Origin of the sequence: Microbacterium sp. Marseille-Q6648 (assembly GCF_943181415.1) — a bacterium.
In the GTDB taxonomy this organism is placed as follows: Bacteria; Actinomycetota; Actinomycetes; order Actinomycetales; family Microbacteriaceae; genus Microbacterium.
This window is the reverse complement of sequence record NZ_CALPBZ010000005.1, coordinates 205,715-228,159: the sequence shown is the minus strand read 5'-3', so window position 1 is coordinate 228,159 and position 22,445 is coordinate 205,715. Positions and strand designations below refer to the sequence as shown.

The following is a 22,445-nucleotide window of genomic DNA, read 5'->3' as shown; positions in this document are numbered from 1 at the left end:
CACACTCGGCGGCATCAGCCCGGCTCGTGCCCGGTGCAGTGTCTACGCGCTGCCGCGGCCGCGTATCCGGGGGAATCGCGGCCGCGGCATCCGTCCCACAGAATCGACCTACGAGAGCACTCATGAGCACTTTGCACCAGCGCTGGTTCCATCGCCGAGGCGATCTCGCCCGTGACGGGTGGGAGAGCGTCGTCGACGAGAACACTCCCGGCTGGGAGCACACCGGCATCGGTGTGGCCGACCTGACGGCGACCGATTCGCTGGCTCTCGCCCCCGTGGGCGTCGAGCGGATCGTTGTGCCGCTGTCGGGGTCGTTCACCGTTGTCTGCTTCGAGGGTGCGGAGACCACGACGACGCGGTTGAAGGGCCGGGCGTCGGTGTTCGACGGGCCGACCGACGTGCTCTACCTCTCGTCCGTCGCGACCGCTGTGCTGACCGGCGTCGGTCGTGTCGCGATCGCGACGTCGCCGACCGAGGTCGTGAAGCCGAGCGTGTACATCCCGGCGTCCGACACTCCCGTCGAGCTGCGGGGAGCGGGGCGCTCGAGCCGTCAGGTGCACAACTTCGGCACGCCGCAGGCGCTGGACGCGGCGCGGCTCATCGTGTGCGAGGTGATCACGCCGGCCGAGAACTGGTCGTCGTACCCGCCGCACAAGCACGACGAGCAGGTGCCGGGTCACGAGTCGCGTCTCGAGGAGATCTACTACTTCGAGACGGCGCCGGTGGCGGGATCGGATGCCACGGCCGAGAGCGCGTTCGGCATGTTCAGTACCTACTCGTCCCCGGCGGGGGAGATCGACATCAACGCGATGGTGCGCACCGGCGACATCGCGCTCGTGCCCTTCGGGTACCACGGCCCGGCCGTCGCCGCGCCGGGGTACGACCTGTACTACCTCAACGTCATGGCCGGCCCCGACCCGGAGCGGGAATGGCTGATCAGTGACGACCCCGCGCACGCGTGGGTGCGTGACACCTGGGCCGGGCAGAGCGTCGACGAGCGACTGCCCTATACGAACGACTCGAACGACAAGGAAGGCGACCGCTGATGGGCGCGACGCGACGGATGACGGTCAGCCAGGCGCTCGTGGAGTTCCTGGCACACCAGTGGACCGTGGACGGCGACATCCGGGAGCGGACGATCCCGGGCATGTTCGGCATCTTCGGCCACGGGAACGTGGCCGGCATCGGCCAGGCGCTGAAGCAGTTCAACGTCGAGAATCCCGACCTGATGCCGTACTACCAGGCGCGCAACGAGCAGGCGATGGTGCACCAGGCCGTCGGCTACGCCCGCATGCACCGCCGCCGTGGCACCTATGCGTCGGCGGCGTCGGTCGGCCCGGGCGCGGCGAACATGCTGACCGCCGCGGCACTCGCCACCACCAACCGCCTGCCGGCGCTCCTCCTGCCGAGCGACACGTTCGCGACGCGCGTCGCCGACCCGGTGCTGCAGCAGCTCGAGCAGCCGTGGGACATCGGCCTCACCGTCAACGACGCGTTCCGCCCGCTGTCGAAGTTCTTCGACCGCGTGCAGCGCCCCGAGCAGCTGTACTCGATCGCCCTCGCCGCCATGCGCGTGCTCACCGACCCCGCCGAGACGGGCGCGGTCACCATCGCGCTCCCCGAAGACGTCCAGGCCGAGGCGCTCGATGTGCCCGTCGAGTTCCTGCAGGACCGCGAGTGGCATCTCCGCCGGCCGGTGCCCGAGCGTGGCCCGCTCGCCCGCGCCGTCGCGGCGATCCGGGGCGCGCAGAACCCGCTCATCGTCGCGGGCGGCGGCGTCATCTACTCGGGCGCCGAGGAGCAGCTGCGGGCGCTCGTCGAGGCGACCGGCATCCCGGTCGGCACCTCGCAGGCCGGTGGCGGGTCGCTGAACTGGGACCACCCGCAGAACCTCGGCGGCATCGGCGCGACCGGCACGCTCGCCGCCAACCGCCTCGCGGCCGAGGCCGACGTGATCATCGGCATCGGCACCCGCTACAGCGACTTCACCACCGCGTCGCGCACGGCGTTCCAGAACCCGGACGTCGTGTTCGTCAACATCAACATCGCCTCCTTCGACGCGTACAAGCACGGCTCGCAGCTGCCGGTCGTCGCCGACGCGCGCGAGGCGCTCACGGAGCTTGCGATCGAGCTCGAGGGGTTCGAGATCAGCCGCGAGTACTCCGAGCGCATCGCCCGTGAGAAGGTGGAATGGGATGCCGCGGTCGATGCCGCGTTCGTCCCCTCCGGTCTCGCGCTCCCGGGTCAGCCGGAGATCATCGGCGCCGTGCAGTCCACCAGCGCCCCGGAGGACGTCATCGTCCAGGCCGCGGGTTCGCTGCCGGGTGACCTGCACAAGCTGTGGCGTGTGCGCGACCCGCTCGGCTACCACGTCGAGTACGCGTTCTCCTGCATGGGCTACGAGATCGCCGGCGGTCTCGGCGCCAAGCGCGGCCTTCTCGCCGACGGCGACGACCGCGACGTCATCGTGATGGTCGGCGACGGGTCGTACCTGATGCTCAACACCGAGCTCGTCACGGCGGTCGCCGAGGGCATCAAGCTCATCGTCGTGCTCATCCAGAACCACGGCTACGCGTCGATCGGCCACCTGTCCGAGACGGTCGGCTCGGAGCGCTTCGGGACCTGGTACCGCGAGTACGACGGCGACGCCCGCAACTTCCAGGGCGAACGGATCCTCCCCGTCGATCTCGCCATGAACGCGCGCAGCTATGGCCTGGACGTCATCGAGATCGAGCCCGGCGCCTCGGCCATCGACGACCTCAAGGCGGCCGTCACGCAGGCCAAGGCATCCGAGAAGTCCACGTTCATCCACATCAACAGCGACCCGCTCATCTACGCGCCCAACGGCGCCGGCTGGTGGGACGTCCCGGTCGCCGCAGAGTCGACCATTGACAGCTCGAAGGCGGCCCGGTCGCGCTATCTGGAGCATCGCCGCGGTCAGCGCCCGCTGCTGGGCTAGGACCGTAGCGGGATACGCGGTCTCCGGCGGTCGACCACTCTCCTATCCACGTCGTGCCGTCCAGGGCCACGTCTACAAGTAAGAACAAATCGAATCGGGAGTTCCAATGCCGCTTGTTCGAATCGACCACAGTGCGCACCGCGCGAACGGGGCTGACATCGCGGCAGCGGTCCATGACGCCATTGTCTTTGTCTTTGGCATCCCCGAGCGGGATCGATTCCAGGTGATCACAGCCGGGGCCACGATTGTCGCCGAGGACGCGGGGCTCGGATTCGAGCGCACGGACCCGGTGATCATCCAGATCTTCACTCAGCGTGGGCGAAGCGATGAGATCAAGCAGCGGCTGTACGCCGAGATCGCGAAGCGTCTCGAGGCCGTCGGGGTGCCTGGCGTGGACGTATTCATCGGGTACGTGGAGAACGGACCGCAGGACTGGTCGTTCGGCTTCGGGCGGGCGCAGTACCTGACCGGCGAACTGGGTATCCCGGCGTCTGAGGCTCCGTGACCCTCCCTGATGGCGCAGTGACGTTCCGTTCCCGACGATGGGTCCGGCCTGAAGACCTCAATGCGCACGGAACTCTGTTCGGGGGAAGCCTGCTCAGATGGATCGACGAGGAAGCGGCGATCTACGCGATTCTGCAGCTCGGCAATCCGCGCGCAGTAACAAAGTACATGTCCGAGATCGACTTCGTTTCATCCGCTCGTCAGGGAGACCTGGTTGAGCTCGGCATCCGTGCCACCGGGTTCGGCCGCACATCACTGACCATGCGCGCCGAAGTTCGGAACATGCTCACTCGCGACCGCATCCTCGCAATCGACAGGATTGTTTTCGTAGGACTCGATGAGGCGGGAGTGCCCACGCCGCACGGGTACACGGAGATCACTTACAGTCGCGACCGCCTGCCCGGGGGTCACTCGCCCAGGGGACAAGAGCATGCTGACCCGCGAGCACTGTAATCGTTATCGCGAGCCGGGGTGTCTGTCCGTGTTCAGGCCGCAGGTTCAGTCCGTCATCTTTGAGTAATCGTTTTCCAGATCTCTTGATCGTGCCGCAATCCTGCCGTAGGTTCCCGGTGGGGAAACGTTTCCCCGCTACGAGAGGACTCAACGATGAGATACATGTACAGGACCCCGGGGCTCGCGGCATGCGCCGCGCTGGCGATTTGCGCTGTCGTCGCCACGTCAGTCCCCGCCGCTGGCGCGAGAACCCACACCCAGTCCGTCCTGCTCGAAAACCTCGACCGAGGATTGGTAGCCGCACACACAGAAGATGGGATCTTCCTCAGTTGGCGGTTGCTGGCCTCCGAGGTGACGGGGTCTGGCTCGTCGGGTCTCGTGGGCGTGGACTTCAATGTCTACCGCGACGGGCAGCTGCTGGCGACGGTTAGCGACAGCACCAACTATCTCGATACGGGCGGCACCTCGTCGGCGGAGTACCGTGTGATCCCCACGTCCGGGGGGAAGGAACTCGGGTCGGCTGCTGTTGCGACGGCGTGGGAGCACGCCTTCGTCGACATGCCGCTCATCAAGCCGGCTGACGGCGTCACACCCGCTGGCCAGGCGTACACCTACCGCGCGAACGACATCAGCGTGGGCGATGTCGACGGTGACGGCGCGCTGGAATACGTCGTCAAGTGGGACCCGACGAACCAGAAGGACAACTCGCAGGTGGGTTACACCGGGTCCGTCTACGTCGACACCTACGAGCTGGACGGCACGCTGCTCAACCGCATCGACCTAGGCGTCAACATCCGGGCGGGTGCACACTACACGCAGTTCCTCGTCTACGACTTCGACGGGGACGGCCGTTCGGAGATCATGCTCAAGACGGCTCCCGGAACAAAGACCGTGCGCTACCAGGGCAATGTTCCCGCCGGCGAGTCGTACGTCACCATGCCCGCCGAGGACATCGCGGCCGGCTATTCACAACAGGATGACTACCGGCTCTCGTCGGCCGGCTATTACGAGCACCTGGTCGACGTCTTCCAAGGCTGGGGCCAGCATCCGGAAGTCCTGAACGGGGACTGGCCGGCCACACTCGAGGAGGCTTTCGGCATCGCGGCGACGTACTCGTACCCGCTCTCGGAGGCCGATGCGCGCTCACTCGTCGACTACTTCATGGACGTGTACGCGCCCTCGCGTTCGAGCAACAACAAGTTCCGTCAGTTCGAGGGGTTCATCCTCTCCGGACCCGAGTACCTGTCGGTCTTCGACGGATCGTCGGGCCAGGAGCTCGAGACGATCCGCTACGAGCCGGGCCGTGAGGACGATGGCCTGCTCTGGGGCGACTACGCCTCCGCGCGGATCGAGCCGGGCAACCGCGTCGACCGCTTCCTCGCCGGTGTCGCCTACCTCGACGGCACCAGCCCATCGGCGATCTTCGCCCGCGGCTACTACACACGCTCGACCGTCGCCGCCTACGACTGGGATGGCGAGCACCTGTCCCGTCGCTGGCTCGCCGACAGCGGTTGGACACCGTCGACGAACCCGTTCGCGAACGGCGCCTCGGTGGGGGAGGACCCTGAGTGGGGCACCCTCGTCGGACAGGGCTTCCACTCGCTCAGCGCAGCCGATGTCGATGGCGACGGCAAGCACGAGATCGTCTACGGTTCTGCCACGCTCGACGACGACGGAAAACTGCTGTACTCGTCGTCCGACGTGACCCCGCCCCAGAGCAGCGTTCCCAACCAGGTGATGCCGCTGGGCCATGGCGACGCGATGCACGTGACCGACATCGACCCGGCACGGCCGGGACTCGAGATCTTCACCGTGCACGAAAACACCCGAGCGCCCTATGGGATGGCGATGCGTGCGGCGGAGACGGGCGACGTGCTCTTCGGCACCTGGGCCGGTCGTGACACCGGACGCGGCATGATCGGCGACGTCTTCCCCGACGTCCCGGGCATCGAGGTCTGGGGGATCGGCCTGCACACTGCGGACGGCCAGCAAATCTCCTCGGATATCCCCGGCACCAACCAGTCGATCCGGTGGGCGGCAGATATGACGACTCAGACGGTCCGCAATTCCGGCGACGTGGCACCGATCATCCACGATTACGCGAAGTCGATCCCGGTGTGGGAGGACGGGATCGTGCTCAACGCGACAGGTACGCTGACGAACAACTCCACGAAGGGAAACCCGGGGCTGGTCGCAGATGTCTTCGGCGACTGGCGCGAGGAACTCCTCGTGCGCACGACCGACTCGAGCGCCATCCGCATCTACCTGTCTACTGACGTCACTGACAGGAAGATGTACACCCTCCTCCAGGATCCGCAGTACCGCGCGGAGGTGGCACGACAGCAGACATCCTATAACCAGCCGTCCTACCCGGGGTTCTACCTCGCCTCGGATGTCGACTGGTCGACGATTCCCGTTCCCGAATTCCTGCCGACCGGGGCCTTGACACAGTTGGCCGCGTCAGTGGCAGATCTCGCCGCGACTGGTGACATCTCGCAGGTGCTGTCTCGTCAGCTCACAGAGGCCGTGGAGGCTGCCGCACATCACCTCGACGCTGGTCGAGTCTCACAGGCGCTCGACGCGCTGGACAGGTTCGAGAAGCACCTCGGAAAGCGGGGAGACGCGGGGGTCGTCCAGCGGCTCTCGTATCAGACCGCGCTCATTCGTGGCGCGCTGACCTGATGCTGTGTCATGGGATGCGACGGTGGGGCGTCGCATCCCGTGGCCGCACCATCGTATGACTCGGTGTGGGTCCGCCCACAGCGCGAATGGCGTCGATCTGATGCATCGTCCGGAGCGTCATCTCATGGCTGCAGTCGGGGTGCTCTTTCCAACCCGCTAGCAGCGCGTGCGCGACCGCCTCGAGCATGTCAACGTAACCTCGACCTCTCGGACTCGCTCGCACAATCTCGGGGTCATGGCCGCCGCGGATTATCTCGACGTGTGGCGGATTCCAGAAGAACGTGGGGAAGAGCACGCGCCCCTCGGCGCAACCAAGGTCTGCCTGGCAAGGCAATGCGGCACGGATCGACGTCGCGAAGAGTGAACTCCGATTGTCTGAGTGACTGACCCTGACCGCGAGTTCGGTGTCCACCAGGACGGGTTCATTCCGATAACCCTCGTGGACTGCTCGGGCGGAGATGTCGACTGCCCGGCCAAGGAGGAGATCCCCCAGCACGAGTGGGTAGACCACTTGATCCAGAAGGCTGCCGCCTCCGGAGACGGCTGACCATAGGCGATGATCGGGCGGGGCAGCGAATCCCGCTGTCGACACGAGAACTCGAGGTTGGCCCAGTCTGCCGGACCGCAGCTGGTCAGCGATCGACCTGATCAGAGGGTTGAATCGCATCCACATCGCTTCCATCAGGAATAGCTGCTTTTCGCGAGCCAACTCGATGAGACGCGAAGCCTGATCGGCCGTCTCCGTGAAGGCCTTCTCGACGACCACCGCTTTGCCGGCGTGCAGGGATTGCGAGGCCAGAGCGAAATGAGATCCCGGTGGCGTGGCGATGTAGACGAGATCGACGTCCATCGCCAGAAACTCCGGCAGGCTGTGGGTCTGCTGGAGCCCGAATCTGTCAGAGAAGGCTCGCAAACGGGCCGGATCGCGCCCGGTCACTGTCGTCAGTCGGAGATCCCGAACGTGTGTCAGGTCATCAGCGATCCGCTCCGCGATCCACCCGGTGCCGATCAGCCCGACGCGCGCGGGGGCCCTCACGCGCTGGCCCTGACGACGAGTTCTCCTCGGAGCTCAATGTGTGTTGCCTCGGTGACATCGGCGCTTACAGCCAGACGCAGCGCTTCTCGCCCGATCGAATCGAACGGCTGACGTACGGTCGTAAGCCCAGGGAACACATCCTGCGACATGGGGCTGTCGTCGATTCCTCCGACCGCTATTTGGCGAGGGACCTCGATCCCCAAGTCCCGCAGTGCTCTCATGGCCCCGATCGCGAGGGCATCGGACGCGGCCAAAATCATCGTTGGCTCCGCCTGAGTAGCGATCGCAGATCGTACTGCTGACTCGGCGCCAGCGCGGTCATTCGACGAATGCAGCACGCTGATGTGCTCGGGGGAGATCCCCGAATCCTCAAGCTCGCGCACGAAGGTGCGTGCTCGAGCGGCGAATGCCACATGGTTCGCTGATCCGGCCAGCACGATAGCGCGTCTTCTGCCGAGTGAAGTCATGTGGTTGGTGAGCGTGCGCGCAAGGGCCTCTTGCGACAGGCCGACCGACGGGAATTGCAGCCAGGGTGTCGGTTCGAGCACAACGACGCGCCCGCCACCGGCCGCATAGTCGGCGAGTTCCAGGCCGATTTCGCGCAGGTCAGCTTCCGCGTCCACACCACCCGAGACCATGACGATCGCACGCGGGTTGAGGCCGCGGAAGACGCGCAGCGCATGTAGGGTCCGCTGGGCAATGGCCGACGTGCCGGACACAAGAACGAGTGTTCCATCTGCTCTTCCGGCAGTCTGCATCGCGGTGACCATGGCTGCGACCGATGCCGTTGTGATGTCGTCCACGATGACGGCCACAGCGTTGCGCTTGCTGCGCAGCGCCTGCGCCGACATGTTGGCGACGTACCCGATCGAATCCGCTACTGCGCGGACTCGGAGCCGAATGTCATCGCTGACCGATTCATGCTGACCCAACGCCCGCGACGCGGTGGCGAGCGACACGCCGGAGATCCTGGCGACTTCACGAAGCCCAGGAGGAGCAGGAGTGTCTGTCATGGTCTGAAAAGATACCTTCATGTCGCTACCACCGTCGGTTTCGGGGCCGTCGCCAGCCAGACGCTCGACGCTGACCGATGTTGCATCGATGGCCGGTGTCTCCCGAGCCACCGCTTCGCGCGTGCTCAACGATGATCCGCGTGTCGGGGCTGAGTTGCGCGAACGAGTTACGCAGGCAGCGCTGAGTCTTCGCTACACGGCGAATCTCACGGCTCTTGCGATGAAGAGCGGCACGACTCAAGTCATCGCAGTCATCGCGAACGACATCCGCGATCCATACTTCGCCGCGATCACACGTGGGGTGATGGATGCCGCCGAGGAGACCGGACTCACGGTCACGCTCGCTAGCTCCCTCATCGCCGGCGACGACCTTGCCGTTCTGAGAGAGGTGAAGACGCTGCGGCCGCGGCTGATCGTTCTCAGCGCGACGAGCTTCCACGCGGAACCGACACGTTCCGCAGCAATACGGATCCTCCAACAGGGCGGTGGCGCGGTGGTCGTTGTCGGGTCCGAGTCGATGCCTTTCCCGACCGTGAGACTCTTCGAGCGTGCCGCGGCAGGCGAACTCGCGGAGGCGCTCGTTCGGCAGGGGTACCGCCAACCGGCGGTCATCGCCGGTCCGCGGGGGCACGTCGGCGGCGACGCTCGCCTCGACGGCTTCCACCAGGGCATGTGGAAGGCGGGCGTCGCTGTCGCCGACGCGCGCGTTTTCCGTGGCGACTACAGCCGTGATGGAGGGTTCGCGGCTGCACGTCGGCTGCTGGTTGGGGGCCTCCGCGATGTCGATCTGATCTGGGCAGCTAACGACCGCATGGCAATCGGCGCCATGGCCGCGATCCGGGAAGCGGGTCTGACTCCCGGTGTCGACGTCGGAATCGCGGGTTTCGACGACATCGACGCCGCGCTCGACATGAGTCCTACGCTGACCACCGTGCATCTCGCGCTGCACGAGGCGGGGTATGCCGCTGTGCGAATCGCGGCGGGGCATGACTTGGCCGGTGCTCATATCCCTGCTCCCGAGGTGCGCTTGCGCGGCACAACGCCGCGCCGCGCGTAGTAGGGGGATCCGCCATTTGTTGGCGGATCCCCCTACTGGCGGAGATGCTTAGATCGCCGCGTTCAACTCCGAGATCAGCTGATCCGCAGCCTGTTCGGGTGTGAGGCGATCGAAGAGCACCTCCTGCTGGATCCGGGTGATTGTCTCCGTGAGCCCGCTGCCGATGTCCGCATTCATCCGAGCAAGCGGAGCAGGGTCGGCTTCGCCGAGTTCCTGGAAGAACGAAGCCACCTCCTGGTCGGCCGGCGAGAGATCCGGCGTGATGGCAGCGAGAACCTCCGCGTTACCCGGGATCCCCCGGTCGAACTGCAGGATCTTCCCTGCCTCGACGTCGTTGGCGAGGAAGTCGATGAAAGTCGCAGCGGCTTCGGGGTGCTCGGTCTTGGCGGCCATGGAGTAGAACTGGCCCACGCCGACATAGCTGCCGACCGCGTCGAACTGCTCGTCTCCCGGGAAGCGCAGGAGCACGTAGTCCTTACCGGACGCGGCCTCGGCGGTCCCAACCTGGTTCACTGCGACCTCCTGCATAGCGGCCTTGCCAACCACGAGCGGTGACGCCTCGATGCCGAGACCCATGTTCTCCACGGTGGCTGCGACGCTCATTGCGCCACCGCTGTCTCGGAGATCCAGAAGCTGCTCGAACCACGACGTAGCTGTCTCGGCATCGAATCCGAGCTTCTGTCCGTCGTCCTTCCAGAGGTCCTGGCCGTGCTGGCGCAGCCACACAGTGAACGCCTGCTCGTTCGTGGAGAGCTGGGTGCCGGCCACGCCGGGGACAGCGGCCGAGATATCCTTCGAGATCTCGACGTAGTCGTCCCACGTCCAACTCGCGTCGGGCAGTTCGACACCGGCCTGCTTGAAGAGTTCAGGGTCGGCCAGAATTCCGAACGAGCCCCCGCCGGCCGGGACGCCGTAGATCCCGTCGTCGACTCGTCCCACGTCCAAGGCGCTGTCGGAGAACTCGTCGGTCTTCACGAAGTCCGAGTAGTCGCTCAGGTTCGCGAGTTGCCCGCTCTCGGCATACGAGTAGATGTGAGGAATCGTCATCTGCACGACGTCGGGCAAGTCGTTCGAGGCGGCAGTCGTGGAAAGTTTGTCCCAGTACGAGGCGAAATCGGCGTACTCAGGAACGATTGTGATGTTCGGGTGCTCGGACTCGAAGAGGTCGATCACCTCCTGGGTAAGTTCGGCGCGCGCGTCACCGCCCCACCACGTGTAGCGGATCGTGACTTCCTCATCCGCATCGAGAGTCTTCGCTGCCTCGGGTGCTGCCGGGCCGGCGCAGCCGGCCAGAAGTCCGATGGTCAACGCGCCGCCGATGACGGCGGCAGTGCGCCGCGCCGAAGCGCGGCCGAAAGAGACGCCCATTGAGAGCTCCTTTGCTTCTAGCAGTTCGCTGTGTCACCCGATGCGTGGTCGCGCGGGCGGGTCGTGCAGGCCGCGAGGGGCCGTCGATTGGCCAGTGTAGCCACAAAACGAACTTTCAGGAATCGTTTTCTCAAATTGACGTATACTCGCCGTACGGAGCGAGTAATCGTTTCCATCGGATCCACACTCGGAGTTGAGAGATGACCACTGTCACGAAGACGCGACGCAGAACGTTGATGCAGCGGCGCGAGGAACGCGCTGCCTGGTCCTTCCTAGCCCCGTGGATGATCGGCATGCTGGCGATCACGATCGGCCCGATGATCGCGTCGCTCTATTTCTCGTTCACGGACTACAACCTCCTTTCGCCGCCCGAGTGGATCGGGCTCCAGAACTACGCAGACATGCTGACGGACACGCGCCTGCACCAATCGCTCGTCGTAACCTTCACCTATGTGTTCCTCGGCGTGCCTCTGCTGCTGGTTGTTGCTTTAGCGCTCGCGGTACTGCTCAACCGGGGACTGCGGGGGCTGTCGTTCTACCGATCCGTGTTCTACCTGCCGTCTTTGCTCGGCGGCTCCGTCGCAGTCGGAATCCTCTGGCGCCAACTGTTCGGCGAAGAGGGCCTGGTCAACCAGTTCCTCGCCGTGTTCGGGATCGACGGGCCCGCCTGGATTGCTGACCCAGATACGGCACTCAGCACTCTCATCGCGCTTCACGTTTGGACATTCGGCTCGTCGATGGTGATCTTCCTCGCCGGCCTCCGCCAGATCCCCGAGGAGTATTACGAGGCCGCCGCGATTGACGGCGCGGGACGATGGCGACAGTTCTGGAGCATCACGATGCCCTTGCTCACCCCGATCATCTTCTTCAACCTCGTGCTCCAGATCATCAACACCTTCCAGAGCTTCACGCAGGCGTTCGTCGTCAGCGGCGGGACGGGCGGCCCCGTCGACTCGACGCTGTTCTACACGCTCTACCTCTATCAGCGCGCCTTCGGGCGCCTCGACATGGGTTACGCCTCGGCGATGGCCTGGCTGCTCGTGGCGATCATCGCGATCTTCACCGCGATCAACTTCCTGTTCAGCAAGCGATGGGTGCACTACGGCGATGAGTGAGACGACGACCATGGAACCGGCCACCGAGGCGGCCCCGGAACGAGCCTCGACCTCCAAAGCTCATCTACGCGTCGAACGGAGGCGGAGTGCCTGGGCTGCGACGCGCGCGGTCGTAAAGCACATCTTGCTGATCGTCTTCGCAGTTGTGATGCTCTACCCGCTTCTCTGGATGGTCGCCAGCTCGTTCAAGCCCGAAGCGCTGATCTTCCAAGACCCGACACTGCTCATCCGTGAGTTTGACTTCAGCAACTACTCCGACGGATGGAATGCTCTCGCGTATCCGTTCTCGACATACCTGTGGAACTCCGCGATTCTTGTCGCGGGATCACTGCTGGGCAACCTGCTTACCTGCTCGATGGCGGCATACGCCTTCGCCCGGCTGCGATTCCGCTGGAGCAAGGCCTTCTTCGGTGCGATGCTGCTCACCCTGATGCTCCCGTTCCACGTGCTGCTCATCCCGCAGTACGTGCTCTTCGCCCAACTCGGATGGGTCAACACGTTCCTGCCGCTGATCGTCCCGAAGTTCCTTGCAACGGACGCGTTCTTCATCTTCCTGATGGTGCAGTTCTTCCGCGGACTCCCCAAGGAACTCGACGAAGCCGCGCGCATCGACGGTGCGGGCTACTGGCGCTCCTACTTCAGCATCATCCTCCCGCTCTCCGTCCCGGCCCTCGCCACGACGGCGATCTTCACCTTTATCTGGACGTGGAATGACTTCTTCAGCCAGCTGATCTACCTCACGAAGCCCGAAATGCAGACCGCTCCGGTCGCGCTGCGGAACTTCGTCGACGCGACGAGCACCTCGTCCTGGGGGGCGATGTTCGCCATGTCGATCGTCACACTCATCCCGGTGTTCCTCATCTTCCTGTTCGGACAGAGGTTCCTCATCAAGGGCATCGCAACGACAGGTATGAAGGGTTGACCGTGTTGGGGCGCACCGACCACATCATCGTCCTTCCGGGTGGCGGCTACGAGGCGCTCGCTGACCACGAGGGCGAGCCGGTCGCAGCGTGGCTCCGCTCCCTGGGAATCGGCGCCAGCGTGTTCCACTACCCGGTTCGCACGCGACACCCCTCGCCGCTGCACGCCGTACGCGCGGAGGTAGCCATTCGCCGAAGTGAGGGCGCGCGGCGCGTGGGCCTCGTCGGATTCTCGGCGGGCGGGCACGCGGCGGCCATGGCGGCATTGGCCCCTGGCGCCAAAGCGGACGAGAGAGTCGATCTGGCCATCGTCGGATACCCGGTCATCTCCATGCAGCTCCCCACTCATCAGGGCTCTCGACATGCACTCATCGGGTCGGATGCCGACGACGAACTGCGCAAGCAGACCTCGGCCGACCTCCTCGTCGACGCCGGTGCTCCGCCCTTCTTCGTCTGGCACACGGCCGAGGACACGTCGGTGACGCCCGAGCACTCCATCCGTCTTGTGCGCGCGCTCGCCGAGGCCGGTGCACCCTACGAACTGCACATCTACCAGCGTGGCCGCCACGGCATCGGCCTGGGGGAGGGCTTCGGCACGGCGCAGGATTGGACCCGTGCCTGCGCGCAATGGCTCCGCGCGCTCGGCTGGGGCGAGGAAGGCCAGGCGTGACAGAACAGTTCGATCCCATCCGCGAGCCGCAGTCCATCGTCATCGAACCCGACGCCTCCGACCTCAGGTTCGACGGCATCGGCGCAGTCAACGGCGGCGGCGCGACCTCAGTGCTCCTCAAGGACTACCCCGAGCCGCAACGAAGCCAGATCCTCGACCTGGTGTTCAGGCCGAAATTCGGCGCGTCCGTGAGCGCCCTCCTCGCTGAGGTGCCAGGCGACGGAAACTCCACGCAAGGGTCCATGCCGAGTCACAGCCACACCCGGGACGACCTCCACACGTCCCGCGGCTACACCTGGTGGATCCTGCAGCAGGCTCGTGCCCGCAACGCACGGCTGTCCCTTGACGCCGTCGCCTGGAGCGCTCCGGGGTGGATCGGGAACGGCGAGTTCTGGTCACAGGACATGGCTGACTACTACGTCACGTGGCTGCGCATCCTGCGAGACGAGTACGGGCTCGAGCTCGACGCGATCGGCTGCCGGAACGAGAAGGGCGTCAGTCTGCCGTTCGCCCGAACGCTCCGCGACACGCTGGATGGCTCCGGCTTCAGCAATGTGCGCTTGCACGCCTTCGACAACTGGCCCGCCGACAAGTTCGACTTCGTGCGCGACCTCGCGGACCATCCGGACGCCCGGGACGCGATCGACATCATCGGCGCACACGTGATGTACGACAAGCCCGACGGGCACATCCCCGCGGATGTCCTCGCCCTCGCGCGCCAGATGGGCAAGCCCATCTGGAACACCGAGGACCACGTCTACAAGGACGGCTTCGACTGCCTCATCAGCATCGTGGAGTGCTTCAACGAGAACTACCTGCACAGCGCAGCCACGAAGACGATTCTCTGGTACGACGTCGCCGGCGTGTACCCGATGCAGCCATACTCCGTGCAACCGGCCATGATCCTCGCACACTCGCCGTGGAGCGGCCACTACGAGATCCGGGAAGCGCTATGGGGATACGCCCACTACGGGCAGTTCACCGAGCTCGGGTGGGCGTACGTCGACAGCGCCTGCGCCGTTCTCGACGGCGGTGGCACAGCTGTCACGCTGGCCAGCGGCCACGGCGAATACAGCGTGATCGTGGAGACGAAGGATGCCTCGGCGCCCCAGCGGCTGCAGTTCGCCGTTGGCGGCGACCTCACATCGGCGTCCGCACTCTGCGTGTGGCGCAGCACGCAGGACGAGCAGTTCGTCCGACTCGACGACATCGTGCCGGTCGGTGGGCGATTCGAGCTGTGGGCCGAGCCGGACGCTGTCTACTCGATCTCCACGACCACGGGACAGCAGAAGGGCTGCTTCCCCGACGTTCCGGATGATGTGCCATTCCCGATGCCGTATCGCGAGGACTTCTCGTCGTACTCCGAGCCGGAGCGTCACGGGATGCTGCCGCGCTACACGGCTGACATCGCCGGCGCATTCGAGATCGTCGACAGGCCGGAAGGCGGACGCTGCCTGCAGCAGGTGGTCCCGGTCCCGACCCTGTCCTGGGCGCCGGATTGGCGTCCGTACACGATTGCTGGAGACGAGTCGTGGCAGGACGTGGAGGTCTCCGTTCGGGTGTCCGTCGAGCCTGCGGAATCCGCTGCGCTGATGGCACGCGTGAATCATGTCGGCACGGGGTACGGGATCGAGCCGAAAGGCTATTACCTCGAGGTCACCGGCGACGGCGAGTGGCGTCTGGTGTCCTCAAACGGGAAGCTTGACAAAAGTGAGCTCGTCGGCGATGCCGAGCAACAGGCGATCATCCGGGCACAGGGGGACGCGGGTCGCGGCGGGGAGAGGGTCCTCGCCGAGGGACGGCTCAGCCCCAGTGCGGGCCTGTGGCGCGTGTTGAGGCTCCGATGCGAGGGCAGCATTGTCGAGGCCGCGATCGACGGCGAGGTCGTCTGCGCGGTGAGCGACAGCACCCATGCTCACGGCATGGTCGGCCTGCTGGCGGGAGCGATTGGTGAGCGGCTTAGCCGGCCGTTGTTCGACGATCTCCGCATAGGCGACGGCGCGCACGTCGCGAGCGAGTCGACCGGGCCGCACCCGTCCTGGCGGCCGATCTACGGCGGTTCCACCCGCTGACGGCGGGTGCTGGATAACGCATCGCCATGGATACCGTCATGCTCGGCCGGAGTCGCCTGGAGACCTCGCGGCTGGGGCTCGGCGCGATGAGTTTTGGCTCGGTTGTCGATGCCGAACAGTCGCATGTGCTGCTGGACGAGGCGCTGGAGCTCGGCATCAACCTCGTCGACACCGCGAACATGTACGGCACGGCCGATCGGCCGCACGCGTCCGAGGAGATCATCGGCGACTGGCTGGCCGGCGCACCCGCCCGGCGGGAGCGGGTCGTCCTCGCCACGAAGGTGTTCGAGCCGACCGCCGCATGGCCGAACCACTCGGGCCTCTCGGCTCTCAACATCCGTAGGGCGTGCGACGCTTCGCTCAAACGACTCAGAACCGACTACATCGATCTCTTCCAGATGCATCACATCGACCGGGATGCGCCGTGGGACGAGATCTGGTCGGCCATGGACATCCTGCGGCAGCAAGGCAAGATCGTGTATGTCGGCTCCTCGAACTTCGCGGGCTGGCATCTGGCCACCGCGCAGAGCGCGGCGGAGCGGCACGGCGTGCCCGGTTTGATCTCCGAGCAGTCCGTGTACAACCTGTCCCGCCGAGACATCGAGCAGGAGGTAGTGCCTGCTGCGCGCTACCACGGAATCGGGATACTCGCGTGGAGCCCTCTCGCCGGCGGGCTGTTCGCGGGGGATGCGACGGGGGGCGTGCGCAGCATGTCGCCCACCACCCGGGCGCGGCGAGCGCGATTCCGAGGGCAGCTCGATGTGACCGCACGGCTTTCCGTCGAAGCAGGGCTCGACATGACATCGCTCGCGCTCGCCTGGCTCCTCCGCCGTCCGGCGGTCGCCGCGGCCATGATCGGGCCGCGGACGCCGGCGCAGCTTCGCGCGCTCGCTGCCGCCTCGGCGGCGTCTCTCGACGATGCTCTGGTAGCCGAGCTCGACGATATCTGGCCGGGTCCGGGGGAGGCGCCCGAGTCGTACGCCTGGTGAGGCCACTCGGACGGGACCCATCCACTGAGAGCCTCGCGAGATGGCAGGTGTCATTCTGTTGAAGTAGATGTACCATGTTGTCGAACCCTGGTCTGCCGATGAAGTTCGACTCGGGAAGGACTCGCACCACGAAGACGTTTGCGGATCCGGCCCCGGCCGCTTTGGGGACGTTGGCGAGCACGTTCCGCATGAAATGGACCCGGCAACGCTGCCACGAGGCGCCGGAGAACACCGTCTGGATCGCGGCGATCAGCCCGGTGTGCGCATCCGAGATGACCAGTTGGACGCCATCGAGCCCGCGGGCCTTGAGGGAGCGGAGGAACGTGGTCCAGAACGGCTGCGATTCCGTCTCGCCGACCTCGAAGCCGAGGATCTCCCGCCGCCCGTCGGCGGCGACGCCGACCGCGACCACGACAGCCTGCGAGACCACGCGGCGGCCGACGCGGGCTTTGCAGTAGGTCGCGTCGAGGAACACGTACGGGTAGGACTGATCCGCGAGCGGTCGGTCGCGGAACGCGGCGACGTCCTCGTCCAGGTGCGCGCAGATCCGCGACACCTCGGACTTCGAGATGCCGGTATCCGCGCCGAGCGCTTTGACGAGGTCGTCGACCTTCCGGGTCGAGACGCCGTGGACGTACGCCTCCATCACGACCGCGAACAGCGCCTGGTCAACCCGGCGGCGCCGCTCCAGCAGCGACGGGAAGAACGACCCGGTGCGCAGCTTCGGGATCCGCAGCTCCAACTCGCCCGCTGTGGTCGTGAGAGTGCGGGGGCGGGTGCCGTTGCGCTGCGCGGTGCGGTCCGGGGTGCGTTCGAACGGGGCAGCACCGATGAACGCGGCCGCTTCCGCATCGATCAGCTCCTGGTAGAGCGTCTCGGTCGCGACCCGGATCCGGTCGGTGACATCGGTGAGTTTCAGTTCCCCGAGGAGCTCGAGGAGGGCAGACTGGTCAAGAGCCATCGTGCGTTTGTGTCTTCCTGTGTGAGTAGCTTTAGTCGGTTCTCACCTGACCATCGCACGATGGCTCGCCACGTCAACGACGTGACACTCGAGCCCAGGAACTACACCACCCCAGGGGACGTCACCCACCGCGGGTGAGTCCCATAGCGTGGTGTCACTTCCCGCGGGGGTCTCGTCGTCGTAGACGATGAAGGGCCACCGTGGGATGACCAGTTGTTTCCGGCAAGAAGCAAAGCAGAGATCCCACGATGACCCACCACCAGTCTGCCCTGACGACCCTGATCGGCGAAGTCCTCGCCGATCCCGACCTCGCCCACTCGGACGTGTTCCGACGGATGCTGCAGGCCGGCCTGCAGGACCTGATCAACGCGGAAGCGACGGTGAAGATCGGCGCGGCGCCGCACGAGCGCACCCCAGAGCGGACCACGCGTCGTAACGGCACCCGCCCGAAGACCCTCGCGACCCCGGCTGGCGAGGTCGACCTTCAGATCCCGAAGCTGCGCGAGGGGTCGTTCTTCCCGTCGCTGCTCAGCCCCCGCCGCCGGGTCGACAAGGCACTCTACGCGGTGATCTGCCAGGCGTGGATCGACGGGGTGTCCACTCGCAAAGTCGATCAGCTGGTCCGGGCGCTGGGCAACGACACCGGCATCTCGACGCGACCACGAAGAAGCTCGAGGAAACCTTCGTAACCTGGTCAGATGAGGACGTCGATGCCCTCCGCCGGGTGCTGGCCAAGTTTGCGCGCGAGGCAGTCCTCCAACTCGCTTCCAGGGCTCCAGCGGGACTCAGCCCGTCGGCGCTCACCCGCAGGTAGGCATCGGAGCGTCCCCACGCGCTATCCCGCTCGTATAGCGAACGCGTTCAGTCCGGATCGGAGGGGTCCACGGGGGAGTGATGGTCGAATCCGATCGTCCCGCTCTTCCAGTAGCCGCTGAGCGCGACTTGCTCCGGCGCCAGCGCCAGGTCGCGCCGCAGCAGCCGGCGAAGGGGGATGAGGGCGGCTGCCTCGCCTGCCGCGAACACGAAGGTCGAAGCATCCGGACGCAGACTCGCGACGGTCGCGGTGAGTTCTTTAGAGGAGGAGCGGAGGAGACGGATGTTCGCGTCGGTCCTCGCGGAGGTCTCGGCGAGATAGTCCGCGACCCAACCGCCGTTATCCTCCACCGAGGCCACGACGTTGACCGCGGTCGAAAAGGGAAGCTCGGAGAGCCAGCGGGTGATGGAGGGTAGTGCCGTCTCGTCGCCGACGAGGATCGCGCGCGCTGCGCCTTGCGGGGCCGCTTTCGATCCACGAGGCCCCACGACCACGATCTCATCCCCCATACGAGCGCGGGCCGCCCACTGTGCGGCCGGACCGGGCGACGCGTGCAGGAAGAAGTCGAGATCGACGACGATGTCGTCGCCCACGCGCGACACGCTGAGCGGCGTGAAGTCGCGTGCGTGGGTCGGGGCCTTCGGGCGCAAGATGCCGTCCTCGCCCGGACCGACGGGGCTCGGCGCAACAAGTGCGCCCGTGACCGGATCCGGGAAGAACACTCGAACGTGGTCGGCGGGTCCGTCGCTGACGAAGTCGACGAAGTCCGGCCCGGAGACACGGACACGGACCATTACCGGCGCGACTTGCTCGACGGAGACCACTCGTGCGCGCCGCGCCGTAAAGCGGTTTCGGCCGCCGGAGCGGAAGAACGGTGACGCCGGATCGGGGCCCGTCCGGGGGCCCCTTGCGGTGTCGCCAAGGCCTGCGATCGGCGTGTCCGTCATGGCATCCTCCCTGAGCCGCGGGGTCGAAACGACCAGAACCCAGCAAAGCACGCCGCGATCCTTTGCTCACAAGGCGAAGGATGCACGATCCGTAAACCTAAACGTGCGTGCCCGGCCCTGGATCGCTCCCAGGGGCCGGGATACGTTCGCTTGCACTGGAGCCCGTTGGCGCCAGCCGGTGATCAGGTCACCGCCGACCAGGCAGACCGGCACGCAGCACTCGAACGTTAGGAAGCCCGTTGTTCATCGTCGACTCGCAGATCCATCTCTGGAAGGAAGAGACGCCGGAGCGTCCCTGGGTCCCGGGAGCGCGTGAGCGCATCCGCCTTAACGGTCACCGCGAGGAGGCCTTCCTCGCCGAGGAAGCCATTTCGCTCATGGACGAGGCGGGGGTGAACCGTGCCCTCATCCTTCCCCCGTCGTGGGAGGGAGACCGCATCGACTACGCGCTGGAAGCGTCGGAGCAGCATCCTGACCGCTTCGGGATCATGGCCCGCATCCCCCAGAACGACCAGGAGGAGGGTGAGAAACTGCTCCACTTCATCAAGGACAATCCATACATCAAGGGCACGCGCCTGACCTTCCACCGGCCGCAAGACCGGAACTGGATGATCGACGGCACCAATGACTGGTACTGGCCGATCGCCGAGAAGCTCGGCATACCCACCATGGTGCATGCCCCGATCTGGAAGGCCGAGCTCGGAGCCATCGCCGAGAAGCACCCCGACCTGAAGATCATCATCGATCACATGGGGATCATGGCGCGGTGCGTCGACGACGCCATCGGCTATTGGGTGCAGGAGACCGCGGACCTGCACGTCCACCCAAACATTTACGTCAAGGTGTCGGCGCTCCCCGGGTACTCCACGCAGCCGTTCCCGAACCTGAACATCGAGAAGTACGTGCGGCAGATGGTAGACGCCATGGGGCCAGAGCGTTGCTTCTTCGGGACCGACATCACCCGCCTGCTCGGCCACGGGCTGACGTGGACCGACACCATCGAGCAATTCACCAAGTACTACAGCTTCTCTCCCGAGGAGCTGGAGTGGATCATGGGACGAGGAATCAGCGAATGCTTGAACTGGCCGATCCCCGAGCCGCTGCCGGCCGGAGCGACGAGCGGCGCATCAGCGCAGAACGGGTGACAGTGGCGGGGACGTATGACGGCGGTGAGTTGCTGATCGCTGCCCTCGACGACCTCGGCGTCGAGTACATCTTCTCGTCGCCGGGTTCGGAATGGGCGCCTGCGTGGGAAGCGCTCGCACGCCGCCAGGCGAAAGGCACCCCGACCCCTGCCTACCTCGACCTCACCCATGAGACTGTGGCCGTCGGAATGGCGACGGGCTTCGGATTGGTCACCCGTCGCGTACAGGCCGTGCTGCTGCATGCCGCGCCCGGCCTTCTTCAGGGATCGACCGCCATCCACGGGGCACTGCTGGCCGGCGTCGGCATGGTCGTCGCATCCAGCGAGTCGACCACATACGGCGACGGTGCGGGACAGGACCCCGGCGGGCAGTGGTACCGCAATCTTTCGATCGTCGGGGGGCCCCACAACGTCGCGCAGCCGTGGACGAAATGGTCGAACATGGTCGGCAGCGTCTCGACGCTGTACACGATGGTCACCCGCGCAGGCGAGCTGGCAGCCCGGCAGCCGACCGGGCCGGTGTACCTGAACGTGCCTCTGGAGATCTTGCTCGAGCCCACCACCCCGCCGGTGCGTCCCAAGGCCGTCGCTGCACGGGGACGTCGAATCAGCGCTCACGACGACGTGGACACCGTGGCCCGGCTCTTGGCAGAGGCTCGTAACCCGATCATCATCACCGAAACCGGCGGCCGTGAACCCGGAGGCTTCGAAGCGCTCACCGCACTCGCCGAGGACCTGGGCATCGGTGTGATCGAACCCTCCTCGGCGGTCTGCGCGAACATCAGCAAGGACTCGCCCGCGCACCTCGGCGCAGACCTCGAGCCGCACATCGACGACGCCGACCTGATTCTCTTGGTGAACTGCCGCGCGCCGTTCTACCCGCCGAGCCGACGTCCCGCCCGGGCGACGATCGTCGTCATCGACGAGGTGCCGCAGCGCCCGCACATCGTCTACCAGGTGCTCAACGCCGATCACTATCTCGAAGGCGCGCTGCCCGAGACGCTCCAGCAGTTGCGTGAGGCGTCTCTCGCTCTGAGCGACGAGAGTGCGGTGGCGGTCCGCAGGGACGCTGTGGAGCGTTCCCGCGCGCGATGGCGTAGCGAGACGGATGCCGCCGAGCAGCGCTCCCGCGACGGTGCAGGCATCGACCCGATCACCCTCGCGTCGGTTCTGCGCGATATCGTCCGCGCAGAGCGAGCCGTCGTCGTCGACGAGACGATCACCCACAGCCGCGTGGTTCAGCGCCACGTCGGCTGGGACAGGCCGGACTCGTACTTCTACGTGCAAGGCGGCCTCGGCCAGGGCATCGCCGTCGCACTGGGCGTGAAACTCGCGGTGCGGGACGGACTTGTCGTTCTGACTATCGGCGACGGGGCATTCCTGTACAACCCCGTCGTGCAATCGCTGCTCGCGGCGAAGGACTTCGGGCTTCCTCTGCTCATCGTGATCTTCAACAACAAGAAGTACCTGTCGATGAAAATGAACCACTTGCGGTTCTACCCAGAGGGATCAGCGGTACAGACCGGCAACCATCTCGGCGTCGACTTGTCGTCGCAACCGGAGCTGAGCGCCTTCGCCGCTCCGTTCGACATGTTCCACGCCAGCGTCGACGATCGCGGTGACCTCGCCCGTGTCCTCGGCGACGCCGCAGCCGCGGTGAAGGCGGGCACGACCGCCGTCGTGAACGTCACCGTCACACGCTGAGACCCGGGGCGGGCCGATCGCACCGACCGGCTCGCCC

The 22,445-nt window shown here is 65.9% G+C and carries 17 protein-coding genes and 2 pseudogenes; 14 read left to right on the top strand and 5 right to left on the bottom strand.

All coding sequences use genetic code 11. The features are described 5' to 3' along the window. Positions 1–122: 122 nt before the first annotated feature. The 5 genes from iolB to NFR93_RS13180 all read left to right on the top strand — a co-directional run bounded on the left by iolB (position 123) and on the right by NFR93_RS13180 (position 6,598). Positions 123–1,046, top strand: coding sequence for a 5-deoxy-glucuronate isomerase (gene iolB, locus NFR93_RS13200; protein WP_251454014.1), 924 nt, complete (start codon positions 123–125; stop codon positions 1,044–1,046). Beyond that, positions 1,046–2,959, top strand: coding sequence for a 3D-(3,5/4)-trihydroxycyclohexane-1,2-dione acylhydrolase (decyclizing) (gene iolD / locus NFR93_RS13195; protein ID WP_251454008.1), 1,914 nt, complete (start codon positions 1,046–1,048; stop codon positions 2,957–2,959). The genes iolB and iolD overlap by 1 nt, the downstream gene beginning before the upstream one ends. A gap of 106 nt (positions 2,960–3,065) precedes the next feature. Next, a complete protein-coding gene (locus NFR93_RS13190) occupies positions 3,066–3,464 on the top strand; it encodes a tautomerase family protein (protein ID WP_251453989.1) in 399 nt (132 codons plus the stop codon). Further along, complete coding sequence (locus tag NFR93_RS13185) at positions 3,461–3,916, top strand: acyl-CoA thioesterase (RefSeq protein WP_251453987.1); 456 nt, start codon at positions 3,461–3,463, stop codon at positions 3,914–3,916. Before NFR93_RS13190 ends, NFR93_RS13185 begins: the two co-directional genes overlap by 4 nt. A 153-nt stretch (positions 3,917–4,069) precedes the next feature. Then, positions 4,070–6,598 carry a rhamnogalacturonan lyase gene (locus NFR93_RS13180; protein WP_251453984.1) on the top strand — a complete coding sequence of 843 codons (2,529 nt, stop codon included), beginning with the start codon at positions 4,070–4,072 and terminating at the stop codon, positions 6,596–6,598. Between the two features lie 7 nt (positions 6,599–6,605). Here the strand turns inward: NFR93_RS13180 and NFR93_RS13175 are convergent, their stop codons facing one another. Both NFR93_RS13175 and NFR93_RS13170 read right to left on the bottom strand, forming a co-directional pair. Further along, positions 6,606–7,634, bottom strand: a complete 1,029-nt coding sequence (locus NFR93_RS13175; RefSeq protein ID WP_251453981.1) for a Gfo/Idh/MocA family protein — start codon at positions 7,632–7,634, stop codon at positions 6,606–6,608. After that, entirely contained in the window at positions 7,631–8,776 is a 1,146-nt protein-coding gene (locus tag NFR93_RS13170; RefSeq protein WP_251453978.1) for a LacI family DNA-binding transcriptional regulator, read from the bottom strand. Before NFR93_RS13170 ends, NFR93_RS13175 begins: the two co-directional genes overlap by 4 nt. Between NFR93_RS13170 and NFR93_RS13165 the strand changes: the two genes are divergently transcribed. Beyond that, positions 8,769–9,704 carry a LacI family DNA-binding transcriptional regulator gene (locus tag NFR93_RS13165; protein WP_251453975.1) on the top strand — a complete coding sequence of 312 codons (936 nt, stop codon included), beginning with the start codon at positions 8,769–8,771 and terminating at the stop codon, positions 9,702–9,704. The genes NFR93_RS13170 and NFR93_RS13165 overlap by 8 nt on opposite strands. A gap of 48 nt (positions 9,705–9,752) precedes the next feature. Here the strand turns inward: NFR93_RS13165 and NFR93_RS13160 are convergent, their stop codons facing one another. Next, complete coding sequence (locus tag NFR93_RS13160; RefSeq protein ID WP_251453972.1) at positions 9,753–10,877, bottom strand: ABC transporter substrate-binding protein; 1,125 nt, start codon at positions 10,875–10,877, stop codon at positions 9,753–9,755. Between the two features lie 431 nt (positions 10,878–11,308). Between NFR93_RS13160 and NFR93_RS13155 the strand changes: the two genes are divergently transcribed. Genes NFR93_RS13155 through NFR93_RS13135 form a run of 5 tightly spaced genes read left to right on the top strand, consistent with a single transcriptional unit; the run spans position 11,309 to position 16,838 of the window. Then, positions 11,309–12,187 (top strand): carbohydrate ABC transporter permease, encoded by an 879-nt coding sequence (locus NFR93_RS13155; RefSeq protein WP_502846303.1) that lies wholly within the window; start codon positions 11,309–11,311, stop codon positions 12,185–12,187. Continuing rightward, complete coding sequence (locus NFR93_RS13150) at positions 12,180–13,109, top strand: carbohydrate ABC transporter permease (RefSeq protein ID WP_502846296.1); 930 nt, start codon at positions 12,180–12,182, stop codon at positions 13,107–13,109. Before NFR93_RS13155 ends, NFR93_RS13150 begins: the two co-directional genes overlap by 8 nt. A 2-nt stretch (positions 13,110–13,111) precedes the next feature. Beyond that, a complete protein-coding gene (locus NFR93_RS13145) occupies positions 13,112–13,777 on the top strand; it encodes an alpha/beta hydrolase (protein WP_251453966.1) in 666 nt (221 codons plus the stop codon). After that, positions 13,774–15,849, top strand: coding sequence for a galactocerebrosidase (locus NFR93_RS13140; RefSeq protein WP_251453963.1), 2,076 nt, complete (start codon positions 13,774–13,776; stop codon positions 15,847–15,849). Before NFR93_RS13145 ends, NFR93_RS13140 begins: the two co-directional genes overlap by 4 nt. Before the next feature lie 26 nt (positions 15,850–15,875). Beyond that, complete coding sequence (locus NFR93_RS13135; protein ID WP_251453960.1) at positions 15,876–16,838, top strand: aldo/keto reductase; 963 nt, start codon at positions 15,876–15,878, stop codon at positions 16,836–16,838. 154 nt (positions 16,839–16,992) lie between these two features. Here NFR93_RS13135 and NFR93_RS13130 read toward each other — a convergent pair. Then, positions 16,993–17,799 (bottom strand): annotated as a pseudogene (locus NFR93_RS13130) (IS256 family transposase); the annotation flags it as partial. Positions 17,800–18,047: 248 nt separating this feature from the next. Here NFR93_RS13130 and NFR93_RS13125 point away from each other — a divergent pair. Continuing rightward, positions 18,048–18,452 (top strand): annotated as a pseudogene (locus tag NFR93_RS13125) (transposase); the annotation flags it as partial. A 208-nt stretch (positions 18,453–18,660) separates the two neighbouring features. Here NFR93_RS13125 and NFR93_RS13120 read toward each other — a convergent pair. Beyond that, positions 18,661–19,545, bottom strand: a complete 885-nt coding sequence (locus NFR93_RS13120) for a siderophore-interacting protein (RefSeq protein ID WP_502846302.1) — start codon at positions 19,543–19,545, stop codon at positions 18,661–18,663. Positions 19,546–19,799: 254 nt separating this feature from the next. Here NFR93_RS13120 and NFR93_RS13115 point away from each other — a divergent pair, with 254 nt between their 5' ends. Beyond that, positions 19,800–20,705, top strand: a complete 906-nt coding sequence (locus tag NFR93_RS13115; RefSeq protein WP_251453955.1) for an amidohydrolase family protein — start codon at positions 19,800–19,802, stop codon at positions 20,703–20,705. Beyond that, on the top strand, positions 20,633–22,408 hold the full coding sequence (locus NFR93_RS13110) for a thiamine pyrophosphate-binding protein (RefSeq protein WP_251453952.1): 1,776 nt from the start codon (positions 20,633–20,635) through the stop codon (positions 22,406–22,408). The genes NFR93_RS13115 and NFR93_RS13110 overlap by 73 nt, the downstream gene beginning before the upstream one ends. Positions 22,409–22,445 lie beyond the last annotated feature (37 nt).